Source organism: Haematobacter missouriensis (assembly GCF_000740775.1).
Classification (GTDB): Bacteria; Pseudomonadota; Alphaproteobacteria; order Rhodobacterales; family Rhodobacteraceae; genus Haematobacter; species Haematobacter missouriensis.
Genome location: NZ_JFGS01000006.1, coordinates 1 through 20066, shown reverse-complemented (window position 1 = coordinate 20066; position 20066 = coordinate 1). Strand labels below are relative to the sequence as shown.

At 64.5% G+C, this 20066-nt stretch carries 20 protein-coding genes; 11 read left to right on the top strand and 9 right to left on the bottom strand.

Going from position 1 to position 20066, the window contains the following annotated elements:
- Positions 1–23 precede the first annotated feature (23 nt).
- A complete protein-coding gene (locus tag CG51_RS06780; RefSeq protein WP_158212560.1) occupies positions 24–1601 on the bottom strand; it encodes a DUF2125 domain-containing protein in 1578 nt (525 codons plus the stop codon).
- A gap of 105 nt (positions 1602–1706) precedes the next feature.
- On the opposite strand from CG51_RS06780, the gene CG51_RS06775 reads away from it, so the two are divergent.
- The 3 genes from CG51_RS06775 to CG51_RS06765 are packed head-to-tail and all read left to right on the top strand — an operon-like array spanning position 1707 to position 4259.
- A complete protein-coding gene (locus CG51_RS06775) occupies positions 1707–2462 on the top strand; it encodes an SDR family oxidoreductase (protein ID WP_035743357.1) in 756 nt (251 codons plus the stop codon).
- Positions 2459–3076 (top strand): enoyl-CoA hydratase/isomerase family protein, encoded by a 618-nt coding sequence (locus CG51_RS06770; protein ID WP_035743355.1) that lies wholly within the window; start codon positions 2459–2461, stop codon positions 3074–3076. The genes CG51_RS06775 and CG51_RS06770 overlap by 4 nt, the downstream gene beginning before the upstream one ends.
- Positions 3069–4259: a TIGR03862 family flavoprotein gene (locus CG51_RS06765; protein WP_035743353.1), complete on the top strand. Its 1191-nt coding sequence runs from the start codon at positions 3069–3071 to the stop codon at positions 4257–4259. Before CG51_RS06770 ends, CG51_RS06765 begins: the two co-directional genes overlap by 8 nt.
- Before the next feature lie 3 nt (positions 4260–4262).
- Here the strand turns inward: CG51_RS06765 and CG51_RS06760 are convergent, their stop codons facing one another.
- The 3 genes from CG51_RS06760 to CG51_RS06750 are packed head-to-tail and all read right to left on the bottom strand — an operon-like array spanning position 4263 to position 6025.
- On the bottom strand, positions 4263–4469 hold the full coding sequence (locus tag CG51_RS06760) for a Trm112 family protein (RefSeq protein ID WP_035743352.1): 207 nt from the start codon (positions 4467–4469) through the stop codon (positions 4263–4265).
- Entirely contained in the window at positions 4466–5092 is a 627-nt protein-coding gene (locus CG51_RS06755; protein WP_035743539.1) for an LON peptidase substrate-binding domain-containing protein, read from the bottom strand. Before CG51_RS06755 ends, CG51_RS06760 begins: the two co-directional genes overlap by 4 nt.
- A gap of 21 nt (positions 5093–5113) precedes the next feature.
- Positions 5114–6025 carry a thioredoxin family protein gene (locus CG51_RS06750; RefSeq protein WP_035743351.1) on the bottom strand — a complete coding sequence of 304 codons (912 nt, stop codon included), beginning with the start codon at positions 6023–6025 and terminating at the stop codon, positions 5114–5116.
- 204 nt (positions 6026–6229) lie between these two features.
- Here CG51_RS06750 and CG51_RS06745 point away from each other — a divergent pair, with 204 nt between their 5' ends.
- Positions 6230–6565 (top strand): NirD/YgiW/YdeI family stress tolerance protein, encoded by a 336-nt coding sequence (locus CG51_RS06745; RefSeq protein ID WP_158212559.1) that lies wholly within the window; start codon positions 6230–6232, stop codon positions 6563–6565.
- Position 6566: 1 nt separating this feature from the next.
- Here the strand turns inward: CG51_RS06745 and CG51_RS06740 are convergent, their stop codons facing one another.
- Both CG51_RS06740 and CG51_RS06735 read right to left on the bottom strand, forming a co-directional pair.
- Positions 6567–7355, bottom strand: a complete 789-nt coding sequence (locus CG51_RS06740) for an exodeoxyribonuclease III (RefSeq protein ID WP_035743347.1) — start codon at positions 7353–7355, stop codon at positions 6567–6569.
- Between the two features lie 195 nt (positions 7356–7550).
- The gene (locus CG51_RS06735; protein ID WP_035743345.1) at positions 7551–8237 is read right to left on the bottom strand and encodes a response regulator transcription factor; all 687 of its coding nucleotides are present in this window, start codon (positions 8235–8237) and stop codon (positions 7551–7553) included.
- A gap of 172 nt (positions 8238–8409) precedes the next feature.
- On the opposite strand from CG51_RS06735, the gene ribA reads away from it, so the two are divergent.
- Both ribA and CG51_RS19475 read left to right on the top strand, forming a co-directional pair.
- Positions 8410–9498: a GTP cyclohydrolase II gene (ribA, locus tag CG51_RS06730; RefSeq protein ID WP_035743343.1), complete on the top strand. Its 1089-nt coding sequence runs from the start codon at positions 8410–8412 to the stop codon at positions 9496–9498.
- Between the two features lie 50 nt (positions 9499–9548).
- Positions 9549–10043 (top strand): L,D-transpeptidase family protein, encoded by a 495-nt coding sequence (locus tag CG51_RS19475; RefSeq protein ID WP_084695086.1) that lies wholly within the window; start codon positions 9549–9551, stop codon positions 10041–10043.
- Here the strand turns inward: CG51_RS19475 and CG51_RS06725 are convergent.
- Both CG51_RS06725 and CG51_RS06720 read right to left on the bottom strand, forming a co-directional pair.
- Positions 9992–10648 (bottom strand): YggS family pyridoxal phosphate-dependent enzyme, encoded by a 657-nt coding sequence (locus CG51_RS06725; protein WP_035743342.1) that lies wholly within the window; start codon positions 10646–10648, stop codon positions 9992–9994. The two genes, CG51_RS19475 and CG51_RS06725, sit on opposite strands and share 52 nt — an antisense overlap.
- 127 nt (positions 10649–10775) lie before the next feature.
- On the bottom strand, positions 10776–11789 hold the full coding sequence (locus CG51_RS06720) for a porin (protein WP_035743341.1): 1014 nt from the start codon (positions 11787–11789) through the stop codon (positions 10776–10778).
- A 252-nt stretch (positions 11790–12041) separates the two neighbouring features.
- Between CG51_RS06720 and CG51_RS06715 the strand changes: the two genes are divergently transcribed.
- The 5 genes from CG51_RS06715 (at position 12042) to CG51_RS19095 (ending at position 17332) form a co-directional block, all read left to right on the top strand.
- Positions 12042–12551 carry a DUF3576 domain-containing protein gene (locus CG51_RS06715; protein ID WP_035743340.1) on the top strand — a complete coding sequence of 170 codons (510 nt, stop codon included), beginning with the start codon at positions 12042–12044 and terminating at the stop codon, positions 12549–12551.
- A gap of 97 nt (positions 12552–12648) precedes the next feature.
- Positions 12649–15186, top strand: a complete 2538-nt coding sequence (gene leuS / locus CG51_RS06710) for a leucine--tRNA ligase (protein ID WP_035743339.1) — start codon at positions 12649–12651, stop codon at positions 15184–15186.
- Entirely contained in the window at positions 15173–15664 is a 492-nt protein-coding gene (locus CG51_RS06705) for a hypothetical protein (RefSeq protein ID WP_035743337.1), read from the top strand. Before leuS ends, CG51_RS06705 begins: the two co-directional genes overlap by 14 nt.
- Complete coding sequence (gene holA / locus CG51_RS06700; protein WP_035743335.1) at positions 15661–16686, top strand: DNA polymerase III subunit delta; 1026 nt, start codon at positions 15661–15663, stop codon at positions 16684–16686. Before CG51_RS06705 ends, holA begins: the two co-directional genes overlap by 4 nt.
- 100 nt (positions 16687–16786) lie before the next feature.
- Entirely contained in the window at positions 16787–17332 is a 546-nt protein-coding gene (locus tag CG51_RS19095) for an acyloxyacyl hydrolase (RefSeq protein ID WP_051930171.1), read from the top strand.
- A gap of 3 nt (positions 17333–17335) precedes the next feature.
- On the opposite strand, the gene CG51_RS06690 is transcribed toward CG51_RS19095, so the two are convergent.
- The gene (locus CG51_RS06690; protein ID WP_035743333.1) at positions 17336–19039 is read right to left on the bottom strand and encodes an ABC transporter ATP-binding protein; all 1704 of its coding nucleotides are present in this window, start codon (positions 19037–19039) and stop codon (positions 17336–17338) included.
- Positions 19040–20066: the final 1027 nt, after the last annotated feature.

Here is a 20066-nt window from a genome sequence, read left to right as displayed (position 1 = left end):
CCCCGGCGTGAGGGCAAGCGCGCTCAGGGCAGCAGGCCCTTGCCATTGGCGCGGATCGACCCGCTCTGGGTCAGTTCGATGCGGGTCGTCAGCGTGCCGGGTTCCGGTCCTGGGCGGGAGAATCCCTGCAGCATCATCTTCGCGACCATCGCCTGTTGGGGCGCGAGCAGGCCGAGCTGTACGAGCTTGTCCATGGCCTGATCGCTGCCACGGATCGTCAGGTCCAGCCCACCCACGGGTTTCGGCAGGCCGTCCCATGTCGTCAGGTCGCTGTTGTCGATGGTGAAGCTGCCGCGCCCCTTCACTCCCGCGCCGATGGCGGAAATGTCCAGATCGTCGATATTCACCGTCTCGAACTGATACGGCGCCTCGGCCATGGCTGACGGGTCGGACGGGTTGGCCAGCCAGCGCATGGTCCCTGAGAGCGCGAGCGAGACCAGCGCGGGGTCGCGCGGCAGAATGCCGGTGGGATCGACCTGTTGCCACAGCAGGTCGTCCGCACGCACCCCTTCCAGCCTGCTCATGAAGCGGAAGGGTTCGGCGGCCTCCGCGACCCGCGCGGGAAAGGCCGCGTCGAAATTCGCACGGTCCGCGGTGAGCGACATCGGGGGCGCTTCCGGCCCGCCGCTGACGCTAAGCCGCCCGGCCTCTGTCTCCCCCTTGTAGGCGACCTGCCCGTGGGTGAGCGCGTAATCCGCGCTGCCGCGCTCGGCTGTCGCCTCCACGATCCGCGGCTGGCCTTCCGGATCGGTTTCGGTGAGTGTCAGGCTCACCGGTCCGTGACTCAGAGTCCCGCTGGCGGAAAGGCGGATCAGGTCGGCGAAGGTCGCGCCACCGGCGATCACCGGCAGCGCCCCGGTGGACCGGGTTTCGATCGACTGGGCGGACAGCACCATCTGATAGTTTCCGCCGGGGCCGTCGGTCATCGCCTCCTCCCCTTCGGGTCCGCTCTGGGAAAGGGTAAGGCCGGCGGCCTCCACCTGCGTCCGAGTGTCGATCTCGTGGTCCGTGTTGGCGGCACCGGTGATGCGGTAGGTGCCCGTGATACCGCTTGCCGTCATCTGAAGAGCGAGCGATCCGTCCACCGTCTCGCCACTTTCCATCTCCTGCAGCGTGGCGGTGAGGTTGGGCATGGTCATCTGGTAAGTGACGTCCTCGGGCTGGCCCGTGGCATGGAGAGCGAGGCCGGGATGGCTGATGAGAAGTGTCATCCGTGTCGGCACGGCCTCATCCTCCCCATCGGCAAGCGCCTCGGGATCGGGGGGGAGAGTACTCTCCACCAGAACGGGATATTCGGGGCTGAAGGTGACGTCGACGCCGCCGCCCGCGCCGGTCAGGGCGATCTGCGGGATGGTTCCGCTGACCCGGTCCGACCCGTGCATCGCGCTGAAGGCGACATCCGTGAGTGTGAGCGTCCCGGCCGCTTCCGCCGTATTCCCAGCCGAGAGTTCCTGACCCGCGGCGTGCGCCTGCGCCTGCCAGTCCTGCCACAGTCCTGCCGGGGTCAGATCTGCCCGCGCGGCGAGCGTGGTTGCCATGAGGATCGCCGCCGCGCTAAGCACGGGGCGGGCGAGCTGCGGCATGAACTTCCGATACGGCATCGTCGAACCCTTCGCGTCTGGAGGCCGGGCCACCATCTGGTGCGCAGAAAGGCAGGTCAAGCCCTTCACCCGATCCCCGACGCGTGCTGACGGAGAGGTGACAGGATGGCGGAACTAGAAGGGCGGATCGCGCTGATAACCGGCGCAGGGCGTGGCATCGGCGCGGCGACGGCACGGCTTTTCGTGGCCGAGGGCGCGCGCGTGGGGCTGGTGGGCCGGAACGCGGCGCAGCTTGCCGGGCTAGCGGCGGAACTCGGGTCGAATGCCCATGCGCTGCCCTGCGATGTCGCCGAATTCGGACAGGTGAGCGCCGCGGTGGACCGGCTGGCGGCGGTGTTCGGCGCGCCCGATATCCTCATCAACAACGCGGGCGTCGTCGACCCGATCGCCCCGCTCGTGGACAGCGATCCGGCGGATTGGGCGGCCTCCGTCACCATAAACCTGACCGGCGTCTATAACGGCATGCGGGCGGTTCTGCCGGGGATGCTGGCGCGGGGAACGGGCACGATCATCACCGTCTCCTCCGGCGCCGCGCACAACCCGCTGGAAGGGTGGAGCGCCTATTGTTCCGGAAAGGCTGGCGCGGCGATGCTCACGCGGGCCTGCGATCTGGAGAACCGTCAGAAGGGGATCCGCATCATGGGCCTGTCGCCCGGAACCGTGCGGACGGAGATGCAGGTCCGCATCCGGGCTTCCGGCATCAACCGGGTGAGCCAGCTTGATCCGTCTGTTCATGTGCCGCCGGAATGGCCAGCGCGGGCGCTTTTGTGGATGTGCGGCCCGGATGCTGACGGCCATCTGGGGGAGGAGCTCGCGCTCCGGGACGAGGGCCTTCGCGCAAGGCTGGGGCTTTCCGCTTGATCCGTCTGACTGAAACGGCGGAAGGGGCGTGGATCGTCACGCTTGACCGTCCGGAGAAGGCGAATGCGCTGACCCGCGCGATGCTGGTGCGGCTTGTGGAGATCATGGTGGAGGCCCGCCGGGCGGAGGCCCGCGCCGTGATCCTGACGGGCAGCGGCAAGGTGTTTTCCGCCGGGGCCGATCTGGACGAGGCGCGCGCGGGACTTGCGACCGATCCCATCTGGGTGGAGCTTTCGGCCGCCGTGGCAGCGGTGCCGGGGCTGACCATCGCGGCGCTGAACGGCACGCTGGCAGGCGGCGCGCATGGCATGGTGCTTGCCTGCGACCTGCGGATCGCGGTGCAGCAGGCAACGTTCTTCTATCCCGCGATCCGGCTCGGCTTTGTCCCGCCCGCGCCGGACCCCGGCCGTCTGGCGGCGCTGGTCGGCCCATCGCGGGCGCGCATGATCTTCCTTGCCGGTCAGCGGATCGGAGCGGAGGAGGCACTGCGCTGGGGGCTGGTGGACCGTCTCGTTCCTGGTGAGGCGCTGATGGAAACCGCGCTCGACCTCTCCGCCGCCGCGCTTGCCGCGAAGGAAGGGGTGACCGCGGGGATCAAGGCGCTCCTTGGCTGAGCCGCCGGAAACCGTCGATGCGCTAGTGATCGGCGCGGGGCCGGCCGGGCTGATGGCGGCGGAGGCGCTTGCTGCCGCCGGTCGCCGCGTCGTGGTAGCGGAGGGCAAGCCCTCGCCCGCGCGCAAGTTGCTGATGGCGGGGAAATCCGGCCTGAACCTGACCAGAAACGAACCGCTGGAGGCGTTTCTTGCCCATTATGGACCGGTGGAGGAGAGGCTGCGCCCCATTCTCACCGCCTTCGGGCCGGAGCAGGTCATGGATTGGGCGGAGGGTCTGGGGGAGCAGGTTTTCACGGGTAGCACGGGCCGGGTTTTTCCGCGGGTCATGAAAGCCTCTCCGCTGCTCCGCGCTTGGCTCCTGAGGCTCAGGCAAGGGGGCGTGGAGATCCGTACCCGCTGGCTTTGGACCGGATGGGAGGAAGGGGCCTTCGCCTTTGACGCGCCCACGGGGAGACGACGGATCTCCCCCCGAGTGACGGTGCTGGCGCTTGGTGGGGCAAGCTGGGCTCGTCTTGGCTCGGACGGGGCATGGGCAGTGTGGCTGGCGGCAAGGGGTGTGCCGCTCGCGCCGTTCAGGCCCGCGAATGCAGGGCTGATCGTTCCGTGGTCGCCGATGATGCAACGCCATCACGGTGCGCCGCTGAAGGGAATCGCCCTTTCGGCAGGTGCGCTTCGCAGCCGGGGGGAGGTGGTGATCTCTGCCCGCGGGCTGGAAGGCGGCGGGCTTTATTCCGTGGTTGCGGACGTCCGGGACGGGGCGCCCCTGCTGATGGATCTGATTCCAGACATGACGCAAGCGCAGGCAGCGGACCGGCTTGGCGCGGGCCGGAAGGGCGAGAGCCTTGCCAATCGCCTGCGCAAGGCGCTCCGTCTATCGCCCGCGGCTATCGCGCTGATCCAAGAGTTCGGCCGACCGCTGCCAACGGATCCTCCGGCACTTGCGATGCTGTTGAAACATCTTCCCATCTCGCACGGTGGCCTGCGTCCGCTGGACGAGGCGATCTCTACGGCGGGCGGTGTGCGCTGGGAGGCGGTGGATGCGGATCTCATGCTGCGTGACCTGCCCGGCACCTATGTCGCGGGCGAGATGCTGGATTGGGAGGCACCCACCGGGGGGTATCTCCTTACCGCGTGCTTCGCCACCGGTCGCCATGCGGGGAAAGCCGCGGCGCACTGGCTCTGAACCTCACAGGCAGCGCGCCTCGCTCACCAGCATGATCGGGATGCCGCTGCGGATCGGGAATGCCAGCTTCGCCGCGCGAGAGACCAGTTCCTGCCGCTCCGCGTCGTAGGACAAGGCTTGATGGGTGACAGGGCAGACCAGCGATTCCAGCATCCGGCGGTCGAACAACGGGGGTTCTGCTGCCTCGGTGGGAGCAAGGTCAGGGGTCATTGCATAATCTCCTCTTTCGATCCGCCGCGCAGCCCATATTCGAGCAGGGTTGTCAGCACTTCCCTGCGTTCAGGCAGGGTCGGGGCCTCCAGCAGGGCCTGCCGGTCCTCCACCTCGAGGGGTAGAAGTTGCGAGAGGGCGTTGATCAGCATCTCGTCCTCCGCCTCTTTGAGGCTGCCCCAATCGGTTGACAGGCTGTGCGACTCCATGAAGCGGTGGAGCAGGTCCAGGAACTCCTCCCGGTCAAGGGACGGATCCGTCTCCGCGTGGCCGATGTCGCGGGGGTAATCGGACCACTCCACCCGGGCCCGCAGATAGGGGGTGAAGCCCGGCACTTCCTCCAGCAAACGGAACCGCGCGATCCCCGTCAGCGTGATGAGATAGCGCCCGTCCTCCGTCTCAGAAAAGGAGGAGATCCGCCCTGCACAGCCGATGGCGAACACTCCTTCCTGCTGGGGCTGGATCATGCCGATCAGCCGCTGGCGGGTACGCAGGCAATCCTCCATCATCGCGAGATAGCGCGGCTCAAAGATATGCAGCGGTAGCTTCGAGCGCGGCAGAAGCAGGGCCCCCGGCAACGGAAAGAGGGGCAGCGTATCGGGCAGGTCGGCTTCCTTGATCATCGCCATGGCGGGCGCCGCCCGTCAGGAGAAGATCATGGAGCTGAGACGGCGGCGCCCCTTCAGCACGATCGGATCCTGCGGTTTCAGCGCATCGAAGATGGTGAAGAGTTGCGCCTTGGCGGCACCGTCGTTCCATTCCCGGTCACGGCGGAACAGGTCCAGAAGTTCGTTGACCCCGCCCTCCACATCGCCGCTGGCATGAAGCGCTTGGGCGAGATCGAAACGCGCCTGAAGATCCGCTGGATCAGCCTCGACCCGCGCGCGGAGCTCCGCCAGCGGGCCCGCATTCGTGGCCTGCCGGGCAAGTTCGATCTGGGCACGGGCGGCGCCGATCTCCGGCGCCGCGGCAAGCTCCGGCGACAGGTTGTCGAGCAGGGCTGCCGCTTCCTCGACCTGTCCGAGCGCAAGCCGCGCCCGAACAAGTCCGCCAATGGCGGCGGCGCTGGCCGGATCCTCGCCCAGAATGGCCGCAAAGGTTTCAGCGGCGTCCTCCGCCGCGCCCTCTGCCAGCATCTGCTCCGCTACGGCGATCGCCTCTCCGAGACCGCCGTCACCGGCCAGTGCCGCGACGCGCTCCACGAAAGCACTCACTTCGGAATTGGGCAATGCACCCTGAAAACCGTCAACGGGCTGGCCCTGCCAGAAGGCATAGACCGTGGGGATGGACTGAATGCGGAGCTGGGACGAGATCGTCTGAGCTTCATCAACATTCAGCTTCACCATGCGGACGCGACCGCCCGCTGCGGTGACCGCCGCTTCCAGCGCCGGGCCGAGCTGGCGGCAGGGGCCGCACCACGGCGCCCAGAAATCCACGATGACCGGAATATCCCGGCTTGCCTCCACCACGTCGGCCATGAAGGTTGCTTCGGTCGTGTCCTTGATCAGCTCGGCGTCTGCCTGCGGTGCTGTGCTCTTCTCGCTCAGTCCCAGCATGGATGTGCCCCCTTGGAAAATCGTTGCCCTCTATATGAGGCGACCGATCCGAAACACCAAGAGCGAAAGCGAGACGCGGTATCTTTGCCGCAACTTCTGCGCACTCGACGGGAACCGTTACAAACCCTTTGCGGTTTCAATGCGAGATAGGTGACAACCGTCAAGCGATTCCGAGAAAGGTCTCTCGTCATGAAGATGCAGCAGATGCCCCTCGCCTTCGTGGTTCTCGCTGGCGCGGCCGCGGCTCCGGCGTTGGCGCAGTATATGGGGACGTCCGGGCGGAGCACGATCTCTTCGGTTGCGGAGGTACGGTCTGCAGGCGAAGCGTCGCGCGTCAGCCTGAACGGCGCGCTCATTGCCCATCATGCGGAGGATGTCTTCATCTTCCGCGATGCGTTCGGCGATATTCCGGTGCGGATAGACATGGCGCTTTGGCGCGGCGCCGACCTGGCCCCCGGAACCGAGGTGCGCCTGACCGGTGCTACAGCCGGGCGCGGGGAGCGCCGCAGGGTAGAGGTCAACGCTTTCGACCTGCAATAACCTAAAGGTCGAAAGTGGCGAAAACCGGCACGTGGTCGGAGGGTTGCTGCCAGCCCCGTGCCGCCCGCAACACCCGGCTTCCGTGACCGGCTGAAACGATATCCGGCGTGGCCCAGATATGATCGAGGCGACGCCCCTTGTCTGCGGCGTCCCAATCCGGGGAACGGTAGGACCACCAGCTGTAAAGTCGTCCGTCTGGTATGTCCTGCCGCGTCACATCCACCCAGCGCCCGGACTCCCGCACCTGCTCCAGATGCTCGACTTCAACGGGCGTATGGCTGACGATGCGCAGCAGTTGCTTGTGGTTCCACACGTCGTCTTCCCGCGGTGCGATGTTCAGATCGCCGACGAGAATGGCCTTATGTGGCCGCTCCGTCTGAAAGAACCGCGTCATGTCGGTCAGGAAGTCGAGCTTCTGGCCGAATTTCACATTGGCCTCCCGGTCGGGAATGTCGCCGCCGGCTGGGACGTAGAAATTGTGGATCGTCACACCGTTCTCAAGCTCTGCCGCGACGTGCCGCGCATGGCCCAGCGTGGCAAAGTCCCGATCGCCGGCATCGCGGAGCGGTAGCTTCGACAGGATTGCGACGCCGTTGTAGCCCTTTTGCCCCCGTGCGACCATGTGGGTGTAGCCCAGGGCGCGGAACTGCTCGACCGGGATTTTCTCAACCGGCGACTTGCATTCCTGCAGACACAGGATGTCAGGCGATTCCTCTGCCAACAGGCGCTGAACGAGTCCTTCGCGAAGGCGGATGGAGTTGATGTTCCAGGTGGCGATTGTGAAGGTCATGGGGGTCTCCGGCTGGCGGCGGGACCATGCCAACCGGGCGCAGGGAGGGCAAGGGAGCTGGACAAAAAAGGGCCCGGCGCAGGGCCGGGCCTTTGAGGTGCCAACAGGGAGTTTCCGTATCCTGACCCCGATACGGGAGGGCTTCGCGGACCTAATGCGCCGGGAGACACATTGGTTCCGCCATAGCGCGTGAAATCAGGCGACCAGCCGGTAGCCGCCCGACTCGGTGACAAGAAGCCGCGCGTTCGACGGATCAGGCTCGATCTTCTGGCGAAGGCGATAGATGTGGGTCTCAAGTGTGTGGGTCGTGACACCCGCGTTGTAGCCCCAGACCTCATGCAGCAGCACATCGCGCGGCACCACGCCCTCCGAGGCGCGATAGAGGAACTTCAGGATGTTCGTTTCCTTCTCCGTCAGGCGGATCTTCCGCTCCCGCTCGTCGATCAGCATCTTCATCGAGGGCTTGAACGTATACGGGCCAAGCTGGAACACCGCATCCTCGGATTGCTCATGTTGGCGAAGTTGCGCGCGGATGCGGGCGAGCAGGACCGGAAACTTGAACGGCTTCGTGACGTAATCGTTCGCGCCCGCGTCCAGCCCCAGAATGGTGTCGCTGTCGCTGTCATGGCCGGTCAGCATGAGAACAGGGCATTTCACCCCCTGCTTGCGCATCCGGCGGCAGAGTTCCCGCCCGTCGGTATCCGGCAAGCCCACGTCGAGGATCACCAGATCGAAAATGCCACCCTTCACTTTCTCCATCGCGTCCTGACCGTTCTCGGCTTCGAACACGTCGAAATCCTCGGTCATGACCAGCTGTTCGGAGAGGGCCTCGCGGAGATCGTCGTCATCATCGACGAGCAGAATTTTCTTCAGGTTGGCCATGGCTCTCTCCTCTCGGTATCGTGTGCAGGGGACATTGGCATCCCGATGCTGTCCGGCAAGGGAAGCGGGCGAATTGCTACAAAGCCTCACGCCGACGTGTCGCGGGGCGGGGAAATGTTTCAATTTCCTGCAGTAGCGCCTAGATGGAGGATGTCTTGAAAGGGGCAGGTTCATGAGTCTCATTCCCGGTATCGTCGAACGGATCGCGCGGGCGCGTGCGGACCTTCGGATGGGTCTGCCCGTGGTTCTGATGACCGATACCGAAGGTGCGCTGGCGCTGGCCGTGGAAACGCTGGATGAGGAGCGGCTTCGCGATCTGCGCGCGATCGGGCGCCCTGTTCTCGCCATCACTGGCTGGCGGGCGGAGACACTGAAGGCGCGAGCCTATGACAATGATCTCGCCCGGATCACCGTGCCCGGCGATGTGGATGCGCGCTGGCTCCGGTCCGTGGCAGATCCGGCGGATGATCTCCGCGTGCCGATGAAAGGGCCGCTCCTGGCGGAACGGACGGGCGGAGCGGAGTTGCATCGTGTGGCGCTCCAGCTTGCGAAATCCGCGCATCTGCTGCCGTCTGCAGTGCTGGTGCCACTCGATCATCCTGCAACTTTTGCAGCGGAGAATGAGTTGACGCTTCTCTCCGCCCCGGCCGCCGCTGAGGAGCTTCGGCAGTCTGTGCCCCTGCTGCCCGTCGTTTCCGCGCGCGTGCCCATGGCTGCGGCGGAAGCGGGGCGTCTGCATGTCTTTCGGCCGGAAGATGGAGGGGAGGAGCACTATGCCGTCGAAATAGGTCGCCCGCCCCGGGCAGAGCCGGTTCTGGCACGGCTGCATTCGGCCTGTTTCACGGGCGATGTGCTGGGCAGTCTGAAATGCGATTGCGGCCCGCAGCTTCATGCCGCGCTGGAGCGGATGGGTGAGGAAGGGGCGGGTGTGCTCCTTTACCTCAATCAGGAGGGTCGCGGGATCGGTCTGGCCAACAAGATGCGCGCCTATTCACTTCAGGATCAGGGCTTCGACACCGTAGAAGCCAACCACCGGCTGGGTTTCGAGGATGACGAACGCGACTTTCGTATCGGCGCGGCCTTATTGCGGCGGCTTGGATTTTCTGAGGTTCGGCTGCTCACCAACAATCCCGCGAAGGTGCGGATGATGGAGGCCAATGGTATCCGTGTCGTCGACCGTGTGCCGCTGAAAGTTGGCAGGACCGCATTCAATGAGGGGTATCTGGCCACCAAGGCCCGGAAGTCGGGACATCTGCTTTGACGCGGGATCTCGTCCTGACGCCCACCGGGTTGCGCTATGGCAACCGGTTGATGCCCTGCACCATAGGGCGGGGCGGTATCGTGACCGACAAGCGCGAGGGGGATGGCGGAACCCCGGTTGGACGGCATGAGATCGTCGCCATTCTCTACCGTCCCGACAGGATTGACCGGCGGCGGCTCCCTCGCTGGGCCGTCCCGATCCGGCCAGGGGACCTGTGGTCGGACGATGTGGCTGACCCGGAGTACAATCAGCTCGTCGCAGCGCCGCACGACTGGAGTCATGAGAGCCTCCGGCGGCCCGATCCGCTTTATGATCTGGTATTGGTTACGGATTGGAACTGGCCCGATGCACTGCCGGGGCGAGGGTCTGCAATTTTTCTGCACAGTTGGCGACGGCCCGGGGCGCCGACGGCTGGGTGCATCGGACTCTCGCGCCCCAACCTGTTGTGGCTGGCCAAACGCCTGACACCCGGAGCGGCGCTGCGTGTCAAGGATCAGCCCTGGGGGTTGCGGGCTCCGAAGAGAGCGGAGCCGACCCGCACGTAGGTCGCACCATGGGCGATGGCGGTCTCGAAATCATCGCTCATCCCCATGGAAAGCTCGTCAAGACCGTTCCGGGCTGCGATCTTTGCCAGAAGTGCAAAGTGAAGGGCGGGTTCCTCCGCCACCGGCGGTATGCACATCAGCCCGATAACAGGCAGGTCCATCGCCCGGCATTCGGCGAAAAAGGCATCCGCTTCTGAAGGCAGGCAACCGGCCTTCTGCGGCTCCTCTCCGGTGTTGACCTGAATGAACAGCCGGGGAGATTGACCGCGCTTTTGTGCGAGTTCGGCAAGGACTTGGGCCAGTTTCGGACGATCCACGGCGTGGATCGCCTCGAACAGCTCCACGGCCTGCTTGGCCTTGTTGGTCTGCAAAGGGCCGATCAGGTGAACTTCGGCTTCAGGAAATCTGGCGCGGAAATCGGGCCATTTGCTCGCGGCCTCCTGCACCTTGTTCTCTCCGAACAGGCGCTGGCCTTCCTCCAGAACAGCCTCAACCCGCGCGTTCGGCTGGACCTTTGACACCGCTATGAGGTGAACCGATCCTGGATTGCGGCCCGCCTGTGCTTCAGCCTTGGCTATACGGTTCCTGATATCGATAAGCGGCATTCTGGATTCCTTTCTTTGCGGGGAAAGGGATCACAGCAGCACAAGAATGAACAGATCCGATGACCCGCCAGATCAAATGAAAAGAGCGGACCGCAAGGCCCGCTCTCTTCGTAAGATGATCGTCGGATCAGAACTTGAACACGACGCCGAAGTCGGCGACGGTTTCGTCCTGCGCGATGATCGAGCCGGACTGGTTGTCCTGGATGTAGGCACCATCCGGACGGTCCATTTTCATGACGCCGCCTTTGAGGGTCGCGCCACCGCCGAGGTTGTATGCCGCGCCGAGGCCGTAGTATTTCGCGTCGCCCGTCTTGTCGAGGCTCAGCTCACGGTAGAACGCAGTGACCGTGGTCGGGCCCATCTTGTAGTCGAAGGACACGCCGTACTGGTCGAACTTCTGGAATTCGGACGGGGCGATCAGGTCGCCGGTCACGACGTCGTAGTCGTTGCCAGCGAAGTTGTAGGCTTTACCTTTGCCGTAGAAGCCTTTCAGAGCCGCGTCGCCGAAGGCGGCATTGGCGCTGACGATCCACTGGTATTCACGCTCGTAGTTTTCGGCCTTGCGGGATTCGTAGCCACCGGCCACGCCGAAGTCGCCGAAGTCGTAGGTCGCGCCGACCGAGTACTGCTCGAAGCGCGGGGTGTCCTTGTCGGTGTTGCCGTGCATGCCGCCGGCGGTGCCGTCGCTCATGCCAGCATAGAACCCGAAGTCACCGAAGCTGTAGGAGTACAGCAGGTAGGGGTCCTGAACGTTGGTGTAGTTCAGGTATTCGGTTTCGTACCATTCCATGATGGAGTTGGCGTTCGAATAACCGATCCCGGAGAGATCGCCCACGGCGTTCTCAAGAGCGCCATCGACGTCGCCCATGGCGATCTTGCCGAATTCGCCCGAGATGAAGATGTTACCCGCGGCGCCCACGGTACCGTTGGAAGAGTTGTCGGCACGGATGGAGCCGCCGAAGGTCAGACCGCCGTCCGTTTCACCGGCCATGGTGAAGATGGCGCGGATACGGCTGTTGAAGTTGGCGTTCTCACCATCGTAGACGATACCCATGCGGCCGTCGCCGGTGACCGCGACTTCGGCAGCGGCGACACCAGCGGTCATCACCAGCGCGGTCGTCGCGAACAGGATCTTTTTCATCGTTTTCCCTCGTGGTTCAAGGTGCAGCCCAATCCAGGGAAATCCGAACTGGGAATGAGACTGTATTTCCTGCCCGGACCCCATATTGCAAGCGAGCCGCGTCCCCTTCCTGACAAGGGATGATGCATGGTGCAGCTTTGCCACACCGGGTTTTCCGCTCTGGCGCGATGGAAAAGGCTTCAGGGACTTGTCCGCTTCGGGACCGTCGGATAGACAACGAGGAAGACAGACTGCGCAGAACGGATCAGACGGATGGCCCTTGGCACTCTCTCGCAAGTCACCCTGAGCGGAAGCCGGGCGGCTGTCGGACTTCTCTGTTGCGCTCTGCTTCTTGCAGGCTGCGCCAATAATACCACCGATCAGAACATCCCGGTCGGGTCGCTGGAAAAGGAGCTCGCCGCCGGGCGGGCCGAAGGTGGCACGATCTGGGATCTGTTTTCCGAGCGGGACAACCCGAACACCACCGTCAACGTCAACAAGTATATCTGGAACGCGGCGCTGGACGTGCTGAACTTCCTGCCGATCCAGACGGTCGATCCCTTCGGCGGGGTGATCGTGACGGGTTACGGCACCCCGCCGGGTGGCGGGCGGGCGTATCGTGCCACGGTCTATGTGCGTGATCCCGCTCTCGATGCCCGGTCGCTGAAGGTTTCGCTCCAGACACAGGGCGGCCGCGCGGTGAGCGCGGAGACGGTGCGTCAGGTGGAAGATGCGATTCTGACCCGCGCCCGGCAGCTCCGCATCCAGGACGGTCGTCTCTAACAGCCGGTCTTGCTGCGACCGCGGGCGAATGGCCTAGACCTTGGCGGCGTGGCCGGTGTATTCCGGCCCGGATCCCGAGCCGCCTGAGGAAGCCCATATGTCCCGCTACGATCCCTCCGCCAGCGAAGCGAAATGGCAAGCCGCCTGGGCGGAAGCGGACGTGTTCACCGCCAGACACGATCCCGCCCGGCCAAAGTACTACGTGCTGGAGATGTTCCCCTATCCTTCGGGGCGCATCCACATGGGGCACGTGCGGAACTACACCATGGGCGACGTGGTGGCGCGCTATAAAATCTCCTCCGGTTTCTCGGTGCTGCATCCCATGGGGTGGGACGCGTTCGGCATGCCGGCAGAGAACGCCGCGATGGAGCGGGGCGGCCACCCGAAGGAATGGACCTATTCCAACATCGCCGACATGAAGTCGCAGATGAAGCCGCTCGGCCTCTCCATCGACTGGAGCCGCGAGTTCGCCACTTGCGACCCTGAGTATTATGGCCAGCAACAGGCGTTGTTCCTCGACATGCTGGAGGCGGAGCTGGTTTATCGCAAATCCGCGCAGGTCAATTGGGATCCGGTGGATATGACCGTGCTCGCCAACGAGCAGGTGATCGACGGTCGTGGCTGGCGGTCGGGCGCGCTGGTGGAGCGGCGTGAGCTGACGCAGTGGTTCTTTCGCATCTCCGATTTCGCGGGCGAGCTGTCACAGGCGCTGGACGGTCTGGAGAAGTGGCCGGAAAAGGTCCGGCTCATGCAGCGGAACTGGATCGGCGAATCGAAAGGGCTGCGGTTCGCCTTCTCGACCGTCGATGCGCCGGAGGGGCATGACCGGATCGAGGTCTACACAACCCGGCCCGATACCCTGATGGGGGCGAGCTTCGCGGCCATCTCGCCGGATCATCCGCTTGCCAAGGCGCTGGAGCGGCATGACCCCGACGTTGCCGCCTTCGTGGAGGACTGCCGTCGGATCGGCACCTCCGAGGAGGCGCTGGAGAAGGCTGAGAAAAAGGGCTTCGACACAGGCATCCGCGTGCGGCATCCGTTCGATACCTCCTGGGAACTGCCGGTCTACATCGCGAACTTCGTGCTGATGGACTACGGCAGCGGGGCGATTTTCGGCTGCCCCGCCCATGACGCGCGCGATTTCGAATTCGCTACGAAATACGGACTGCCGATCGAGCCGGTGTTCGAACCGCTGGATGGCGCCGCCGAACTGCCCTTCGTCCCGCCGAAGTCGGAGCCTGTCCGCTACATCCGCGGTTTCGCGGGCGAGGAGGTGCAGACCGGGGAGGCGGCAGTCGCCGCCGCCGTCGCCTTCTGCGAGACGAACGGGGTGGGGCAGGGTGTCACCAACTATCGCCTGCGCGACTGGGGCCTGTCGCGGCAGCGCTACTGGGGCTGTCCGATCCCTGTCGTGCATTGCGCGGCCTGCGGTGTCGTGCCGGAGCGGAAGGAAAACCTGCCCGTCCGGCTTCCCGATGATGTCACCTTCGATCAGCCGGGCAACCCGCTGGACCGCCATCCGACCTGGCGGAACGTGTCCTGCCCGGCGTGCGGGGGCCCGGCCAAGCGCGAAACCGACACGATGGATACGTTCGTCGATTCGTCCTGGTACTATGCCCGCTTCACCGCGCCCCACGCATCCACGCCGACCGACAAGGCCGAAGCCGATTACTGGATGAATGTGGACCAGTATATCGGGGGTATCGAACACGCGATCCTGCACCTGCTCTATTCGCGGTTTTTTGCGCGCGCGATGAACATCACCGGCCATCTGCCGGCAAAGGCGGCGGAGCCGTTCGACGCGCTGTTCACGCAAGGTATGGTCACCCACGAAATCTACATGACCCGCGATGAGCGGGAGCGTCCCGTCTATCACCTGCCTGAAGAGGTGGAGAACGGCCGCCTGAAGGCCACGGGCGAGGCGGTGGAGATCATCCCCTCCGCCAAGATGTCCAAATCCAAGAAGAACGTCGTCGATCCGTTGAGCATCATCGCGGAATTCGGCGCGGATACTGCGCGATGGTTCATCCTGTCCGACAGCCCGCCTGAACGGGATGTGGAGTGGACGGCGGCGGGTGCCGAGGCCGCGTTCAAGCATCTGTCGCGGGTCTGGCGTCTGGCCGTGGAAACGGCCTCATCGGAGGCCGCGCCCAATGCGGAGGACGAGCCGCTGATTCGCGCCACCCACCGCGCGATAGACGAGGTGACACGGACCATCGACGGTTTCGCCTTCAACAAGGCGGTGGCCAAGCTCTACGAACTGACCAACACCCTCTCCCGCTCCGCCGCCGGTGCAGAAGCGAAGCGGCAGACGATGCGCGTGATGGCGCAGCTCATGTCGCCCATGGTTCCGCATCTCGCGGAGGAGGTCTGGGCGCTGCTCGACGGGGAGGGAATGGTCGTCTCCGCCCCCTGGCCCAAGGCCGATCCCGCCCTGCTGGTGGAGGACAACGTGACCCTGCCTATCCAGATCAACGGCAAACGGCGGAGCGAGATCACCGTGCCGAAGGACATGCCGCAGGGTGAGGTGGAGAAGCTCGTCCTTGCCGACGAGACGGTGGTGAAGGTGCTGGCGGGCGCCGCGCCCAGGAAACTGATCGTGGTGCCGGGGCGGATCGTCAATGTGGTCGCCTGACCGCCGTTCCTTTCTGCTGGCTGCTCTGGTTCCGCTGGCGGGCTGCGGCTTCGCCCCTGCCTACGGGACAAACGGACGGGCCAATGCACTTCGGGGGGCGGTGCGGGTGGATGACCCGACCGACCCCGAAACCTATGCCTTCCTCGCACGGGTTGAAGAGGTGCTGGGCTCGCCGGAAGCGCCGCGCTATGCTCTTTCCTACCGGATCCGCACGAAGGAATGGGGGGTGAGCATCTCCCGTGATGACCTGACAAGCCGCTATCAGCTTTTCGGCGAGGTGGCCTATTCGGTGAAGGATCTCTCGACCGGAAAACAGGTGCATAGCGGCACCGGCTCCAATTTCGTCGGCTATTCGGGCCTTGGCTCTGCGGTCTCCAGCCGCGCGGCCAAGGTGGACGGAGAGAAGCGCCTGATGCGGCAGCTTGCCGATCAGGTGACGGAGCAGCTCATCGCCACCTACGGGAGCTGGAAGGCGTGAAGTTCTCCGCCCGCGATGCGGCGCGGTTTCTTGCCCGGCCCGATCCGGCCGTGCCGGGTGTGCTGATCTACGGAACGGATCCGATGCGGGTTGCGCTCCGCCGCAAGGAAATGATCGCAGTGCTCATCGGCCCTGAGGGCGAGGCGGAGATGCGCCTGACCCGCATTCCCGGCGGCGATCTGCGCAAGGATCCCGCGCAGGCAGGCGATGCGATGCGGGCTCAAGGCTTCTTCCCCGGTCCCCGCGTCGTTCTGGTGGAGGAAGCGACGGACACCGTCGCCCCCGCCATCACCACGGCGCTTCAGGACTGGGGGCCGGGAGATGCCCAGCTCGTGGTGACGGCAGGCGCGCTCACCCCCCGTTCCGCTCTTCGCAAGCTTTTCGAGGGCCACCCGAAAGCCCCGGCCATCGCGCTTTATGACGATCCCCCCAGCCGGGAGGAGATCGAGGCCACGCTGTCGCGCGAAGGTATGGGTGCCGTCTCGCCCGAGGCGATGGGGGAACTTCTGCTGTTGGGCCGGGAGCTGGAGCCGGGCGATTTCCGGCAACTGGTGGAAAAGCTGGCGCTCTACCATCTGGGCGACGCGGCGCCCGTCAACGCTGCCGACGTGGCCGCCGTGGCTCCCGTGACGATGGAGGCGGAAACGGACGATCTGCTTCACGCCGTCGCCGAATCGCGGACGGGGGAGATCGGCCCCCTCCTGCAACGGCTGGAGGGGCAGGGCGTGAACCCGGTGACGCTCTGCATTGCGGCCACGCGGCATTTCCGGGCGCTCCATGCCGCCGCGTCCGATCCGGGTGGTCCTGCTTCCGGCATCTCGCGGGCCCGCCCCCCGGTGCCGTTCCGCAGCCGCGAGCGGATGCAGCGACAAGTACAGAGCTGGGGCATTCGGCGGCTGGAGGAGGCGATCCGGCTGTTGGTCGATACGGACCTCACGCTCCGCTCCTCGCAGCGCGCGCCCGTCATGGCGGTGATGGAGCGGGCTTTCCTCCGCCTGTCGGAAATGAACCGCCGCCGCTGACTGTGACCGGCTTGCCCTGGCCCATCATTTCTCACGTGCGCGTGATGGACAATGAACGGTCGCGCGTTAAACCTAGGACAGTGGTTCTTGGGAGCGCAGCATGGTCGGAGCGACAGATGGAAATTCGGGGCGGAACCCGATCTTCGCGTCTCTGACGCTTCTTGCAGTCGCCGCTACGGCAGGCTTCATGCTCGTCGCGCCCGCCACCGCACAGTCGCTGACTTTTGCCGCCGGCTCGACCGCAGATGGTGATGCTGTTTTTCGAGTGGGTTATGTCCACCCATGGTCCGGCAGCTATCTGGAGCGCTGGGGTTTCGAACGGCTGGTCGAAGTGACTGTTGCCAACTGGCAAACCGGCCCGGGCGACGACTCCGTGCAGCTCATCACGCTTGCGCCCGTTTGGCACCGCCAGATCTGGGGTGATCTCGGATTGGAACTGATGATCGGGCTCGGCTTTTTCAGCGACCAGCAGGTCGGCAAGCATGACATGGGCTCTCAGGGCCATTTTCAGACAGGCTTCGGTCTCTCGTATCCGGTCGGGCCAGGTTATATCACGGCGGACATCCGGCATTATTCGAACGCCGGGCTGGCCAAGCCAAACCCGGGGATCGAGGTCTATACGGTCGGCTATTACTACCGGTTCTGACTCTTACGCGGCGCTGAGCCGGGCATATCGCCCGCCGGAGGCCGCGAGTTCGGCGTGAGTGCCGGTCTCCACCACACGGCCATCCTCCATCACCACGATACGATCCGCATGCCGGATTGTGGCCAGACGGTGCGCGATGATGAGTGTCGTACGCCCCACCGCCAATGCGTCCAGCGCCATCTGGATCTCTCGCTCCGTCTCATTGTCGAGAGCGGAGGTCGCCTCGTCCAGAATGAGGATCGGCGGATTCTTCAGGAAGGCGCGCGCGATGGCCACCCGCTGCTTCTGTCCGCCTGATAGGGTCACGCCCCTTTCTCCCACCACGGTATCCAGCCCGTCCGGCAGACGTTCGATCATCGGGCCGAGCTGCGCCTGCCGGGCGGCCTCAATGATGTCGTCCTCCGTCGCACCCAGCCGTCCATAGGCGATGTTCTCGCGCAGGGTGCCGCCGAACAGGAACACGTCCTGCTGGACGATGCCGATCTGACGCCGCAGGCTTTGCAGGGTGAAGGTGTCGATCGGGGTGCCGTCAATGGTGATACGGCCCGATGTGGGTTCGTAGAACCGGGGCAGAAGTGCGAGAAGTGTCGTTTTTCCCGCGCCCGAGGGACCGACGAAGGCAAGCGTTTCTCCGGGATGGACGGTGAGGTTCACGTCACGGAGCACTGGCCGGTCCTCCCGGTAGGAGAAGCTCACGTCCTCGAATCTGATCGCACCGGTGAGTGCGGTGGCAGGGCGCGCGTCGGGCCGGTCGGCCACTTCAGGTTCCGTCTCCAGCAGTTCGAGGTAACGACGGAAGCCCGCGATGCCCCGCGGATAGGTCTCGATCACGGCGGCGATCTTGTCGAGGGGACGGAAGAATACGCCGACCAGCAGCAGGAAGGCGACGAAGCCCCCCGTGGAAAGCGACCCGTTGAGCACGAAGCTCGCGCCTGCCACCATCACCACCACCTGAACGAGTCGCATCCCCATGTAGGACAGCGACTGTGATGCGGCCATCACCTTGTAGGCGGACAGCTTCGTTTCCCGGTATCGGGCGTTGTCCTTGGCGAAAAGCGCCTTCTCGTGATCCTCGTTGGCGAATGCCTGCACGACGCGCATGCCGCCTACGTTCTCTTCCAGCCTGACGTTGAAGTTGCCGACACGGGAGTAGATTGCCCGCCACGTTGCCGTCATCTTGCCGCCATACACCATGACGATCAGGACCATAGCCGGAACGATCGCCGCCGTGATGAGGGCGAGCGGCAGGCTGATCCACATCATGAGGATAAAGGCGCCAGCGAAGGTCATCACAGCGATGAACAGATCCTCCGGCCCGTGGTGGGCGACCTCGCCGATCTCCTCCAGATCACGGGTGACGCGGGCCACAAGCTTGCCCGTTCGCACCTTGTCGAAGAAACCGAATGAAAGCTTCTGGAGATGCTCGAAGGCCCGCCGCCGCATCTCCGTCTCGATGTTGATGCCCAGCATGTGGCCCCAGTAGGTTACCACGACCATCAGCCCGGTATTCAACAGGTAGATGACCAGAAGCCCCAGCGCCGCCAGCCAGGTGAAGGACCAGTCTCCCTGTGGCAGAAGCCTGTCGATGAAACCCTGCACGGCGAGCGGGAATGCAAGCTCCAACATCCCGGACAGCACGGCACAACCGAAGTCGATGAAGAAAAGCAGCTTCCACGGTCGGTAGTAGGAGAAGAACTGTCTGAGCATGTCGCACGTCCTGCTGGGGCTGCGTCTTCATGACGTGTTGCCGAACAGATTTCCACCCCGGAGAGGCCAGCGGCGGAACAGCGGAGGCACGATCCGCGTTATGCGGCGGAAACTCAAGCGGGAGATTACAGATGCCGAGATTGATCCGTACACTTGCTCTTCTTGGCCTCGGCTATGCTGCCGTGCGCTATCTCTCCTCCTCGGCTCCGGCGACGGAACCGCAGAAACGACTGTCCGGCCCGAAAGCGGAGACTCAGCCGCAAAGAACCACCACCAAGGCCCGAAGCGACAAGGCTCGCAGCCCCGCTGCCCGCAGAGCTGTCCGGTCTTGGCCGTCCGGTCCCGAGGGCAAAGGGGCAAGAAAGAGTTAGTGTCCCCTATAGCGCGCCCGGCCATTCGCCAAGTGCGCAGGTGGGGAGGTAGATCTCATGAAGGGAGCGGTCGGGAGGGGTGTACTCGTTGCATCATCAGCCGGCCGGTGAGAGGGACCAGAACCTCGGCCTGATGCGGCTGATCGACTGGCAGTTTCTGGATACGCCCCCTATTGGGTTCGCCAGATGACTTGGCACCTGCGGAGAGAACTGTCCTAGGACCGGGAAGTAGCTCGGCACAGGTTCAGCGGATGACTCTTGTGCCGGGGCATGTGCGGCACAAGGGCGAGCGGTTTCGCTCTACTCCCCAAGTCAAGACTGTCACTTGCCGACTCAAAGCACCCCTTCACCTCTGCTTCAGAAGGTAATCCGCCGGGAGGATGGTGTGCGGCACATGCCGTGAGATCTCCACATAAACCACTCGCCCAATGGGTTTAAGAGAGCCATCTCACGGAGAAGACGCGCCCAAGTGACTTGGTATATTGGTAATCTTTAGCCTGTCCGCAACCGCTGTCGATAAACCACGATGGCTGGAGGGGACTAGGTGTTTGCTCCCCCGGTTTGATGGTGCGATGCACTCTTCGGAATGGACGGTGCCCTATGGGACAAGTTCGTCACGGCAACGCCACAACCACGCACGCTGTCGGAGCAGCAAT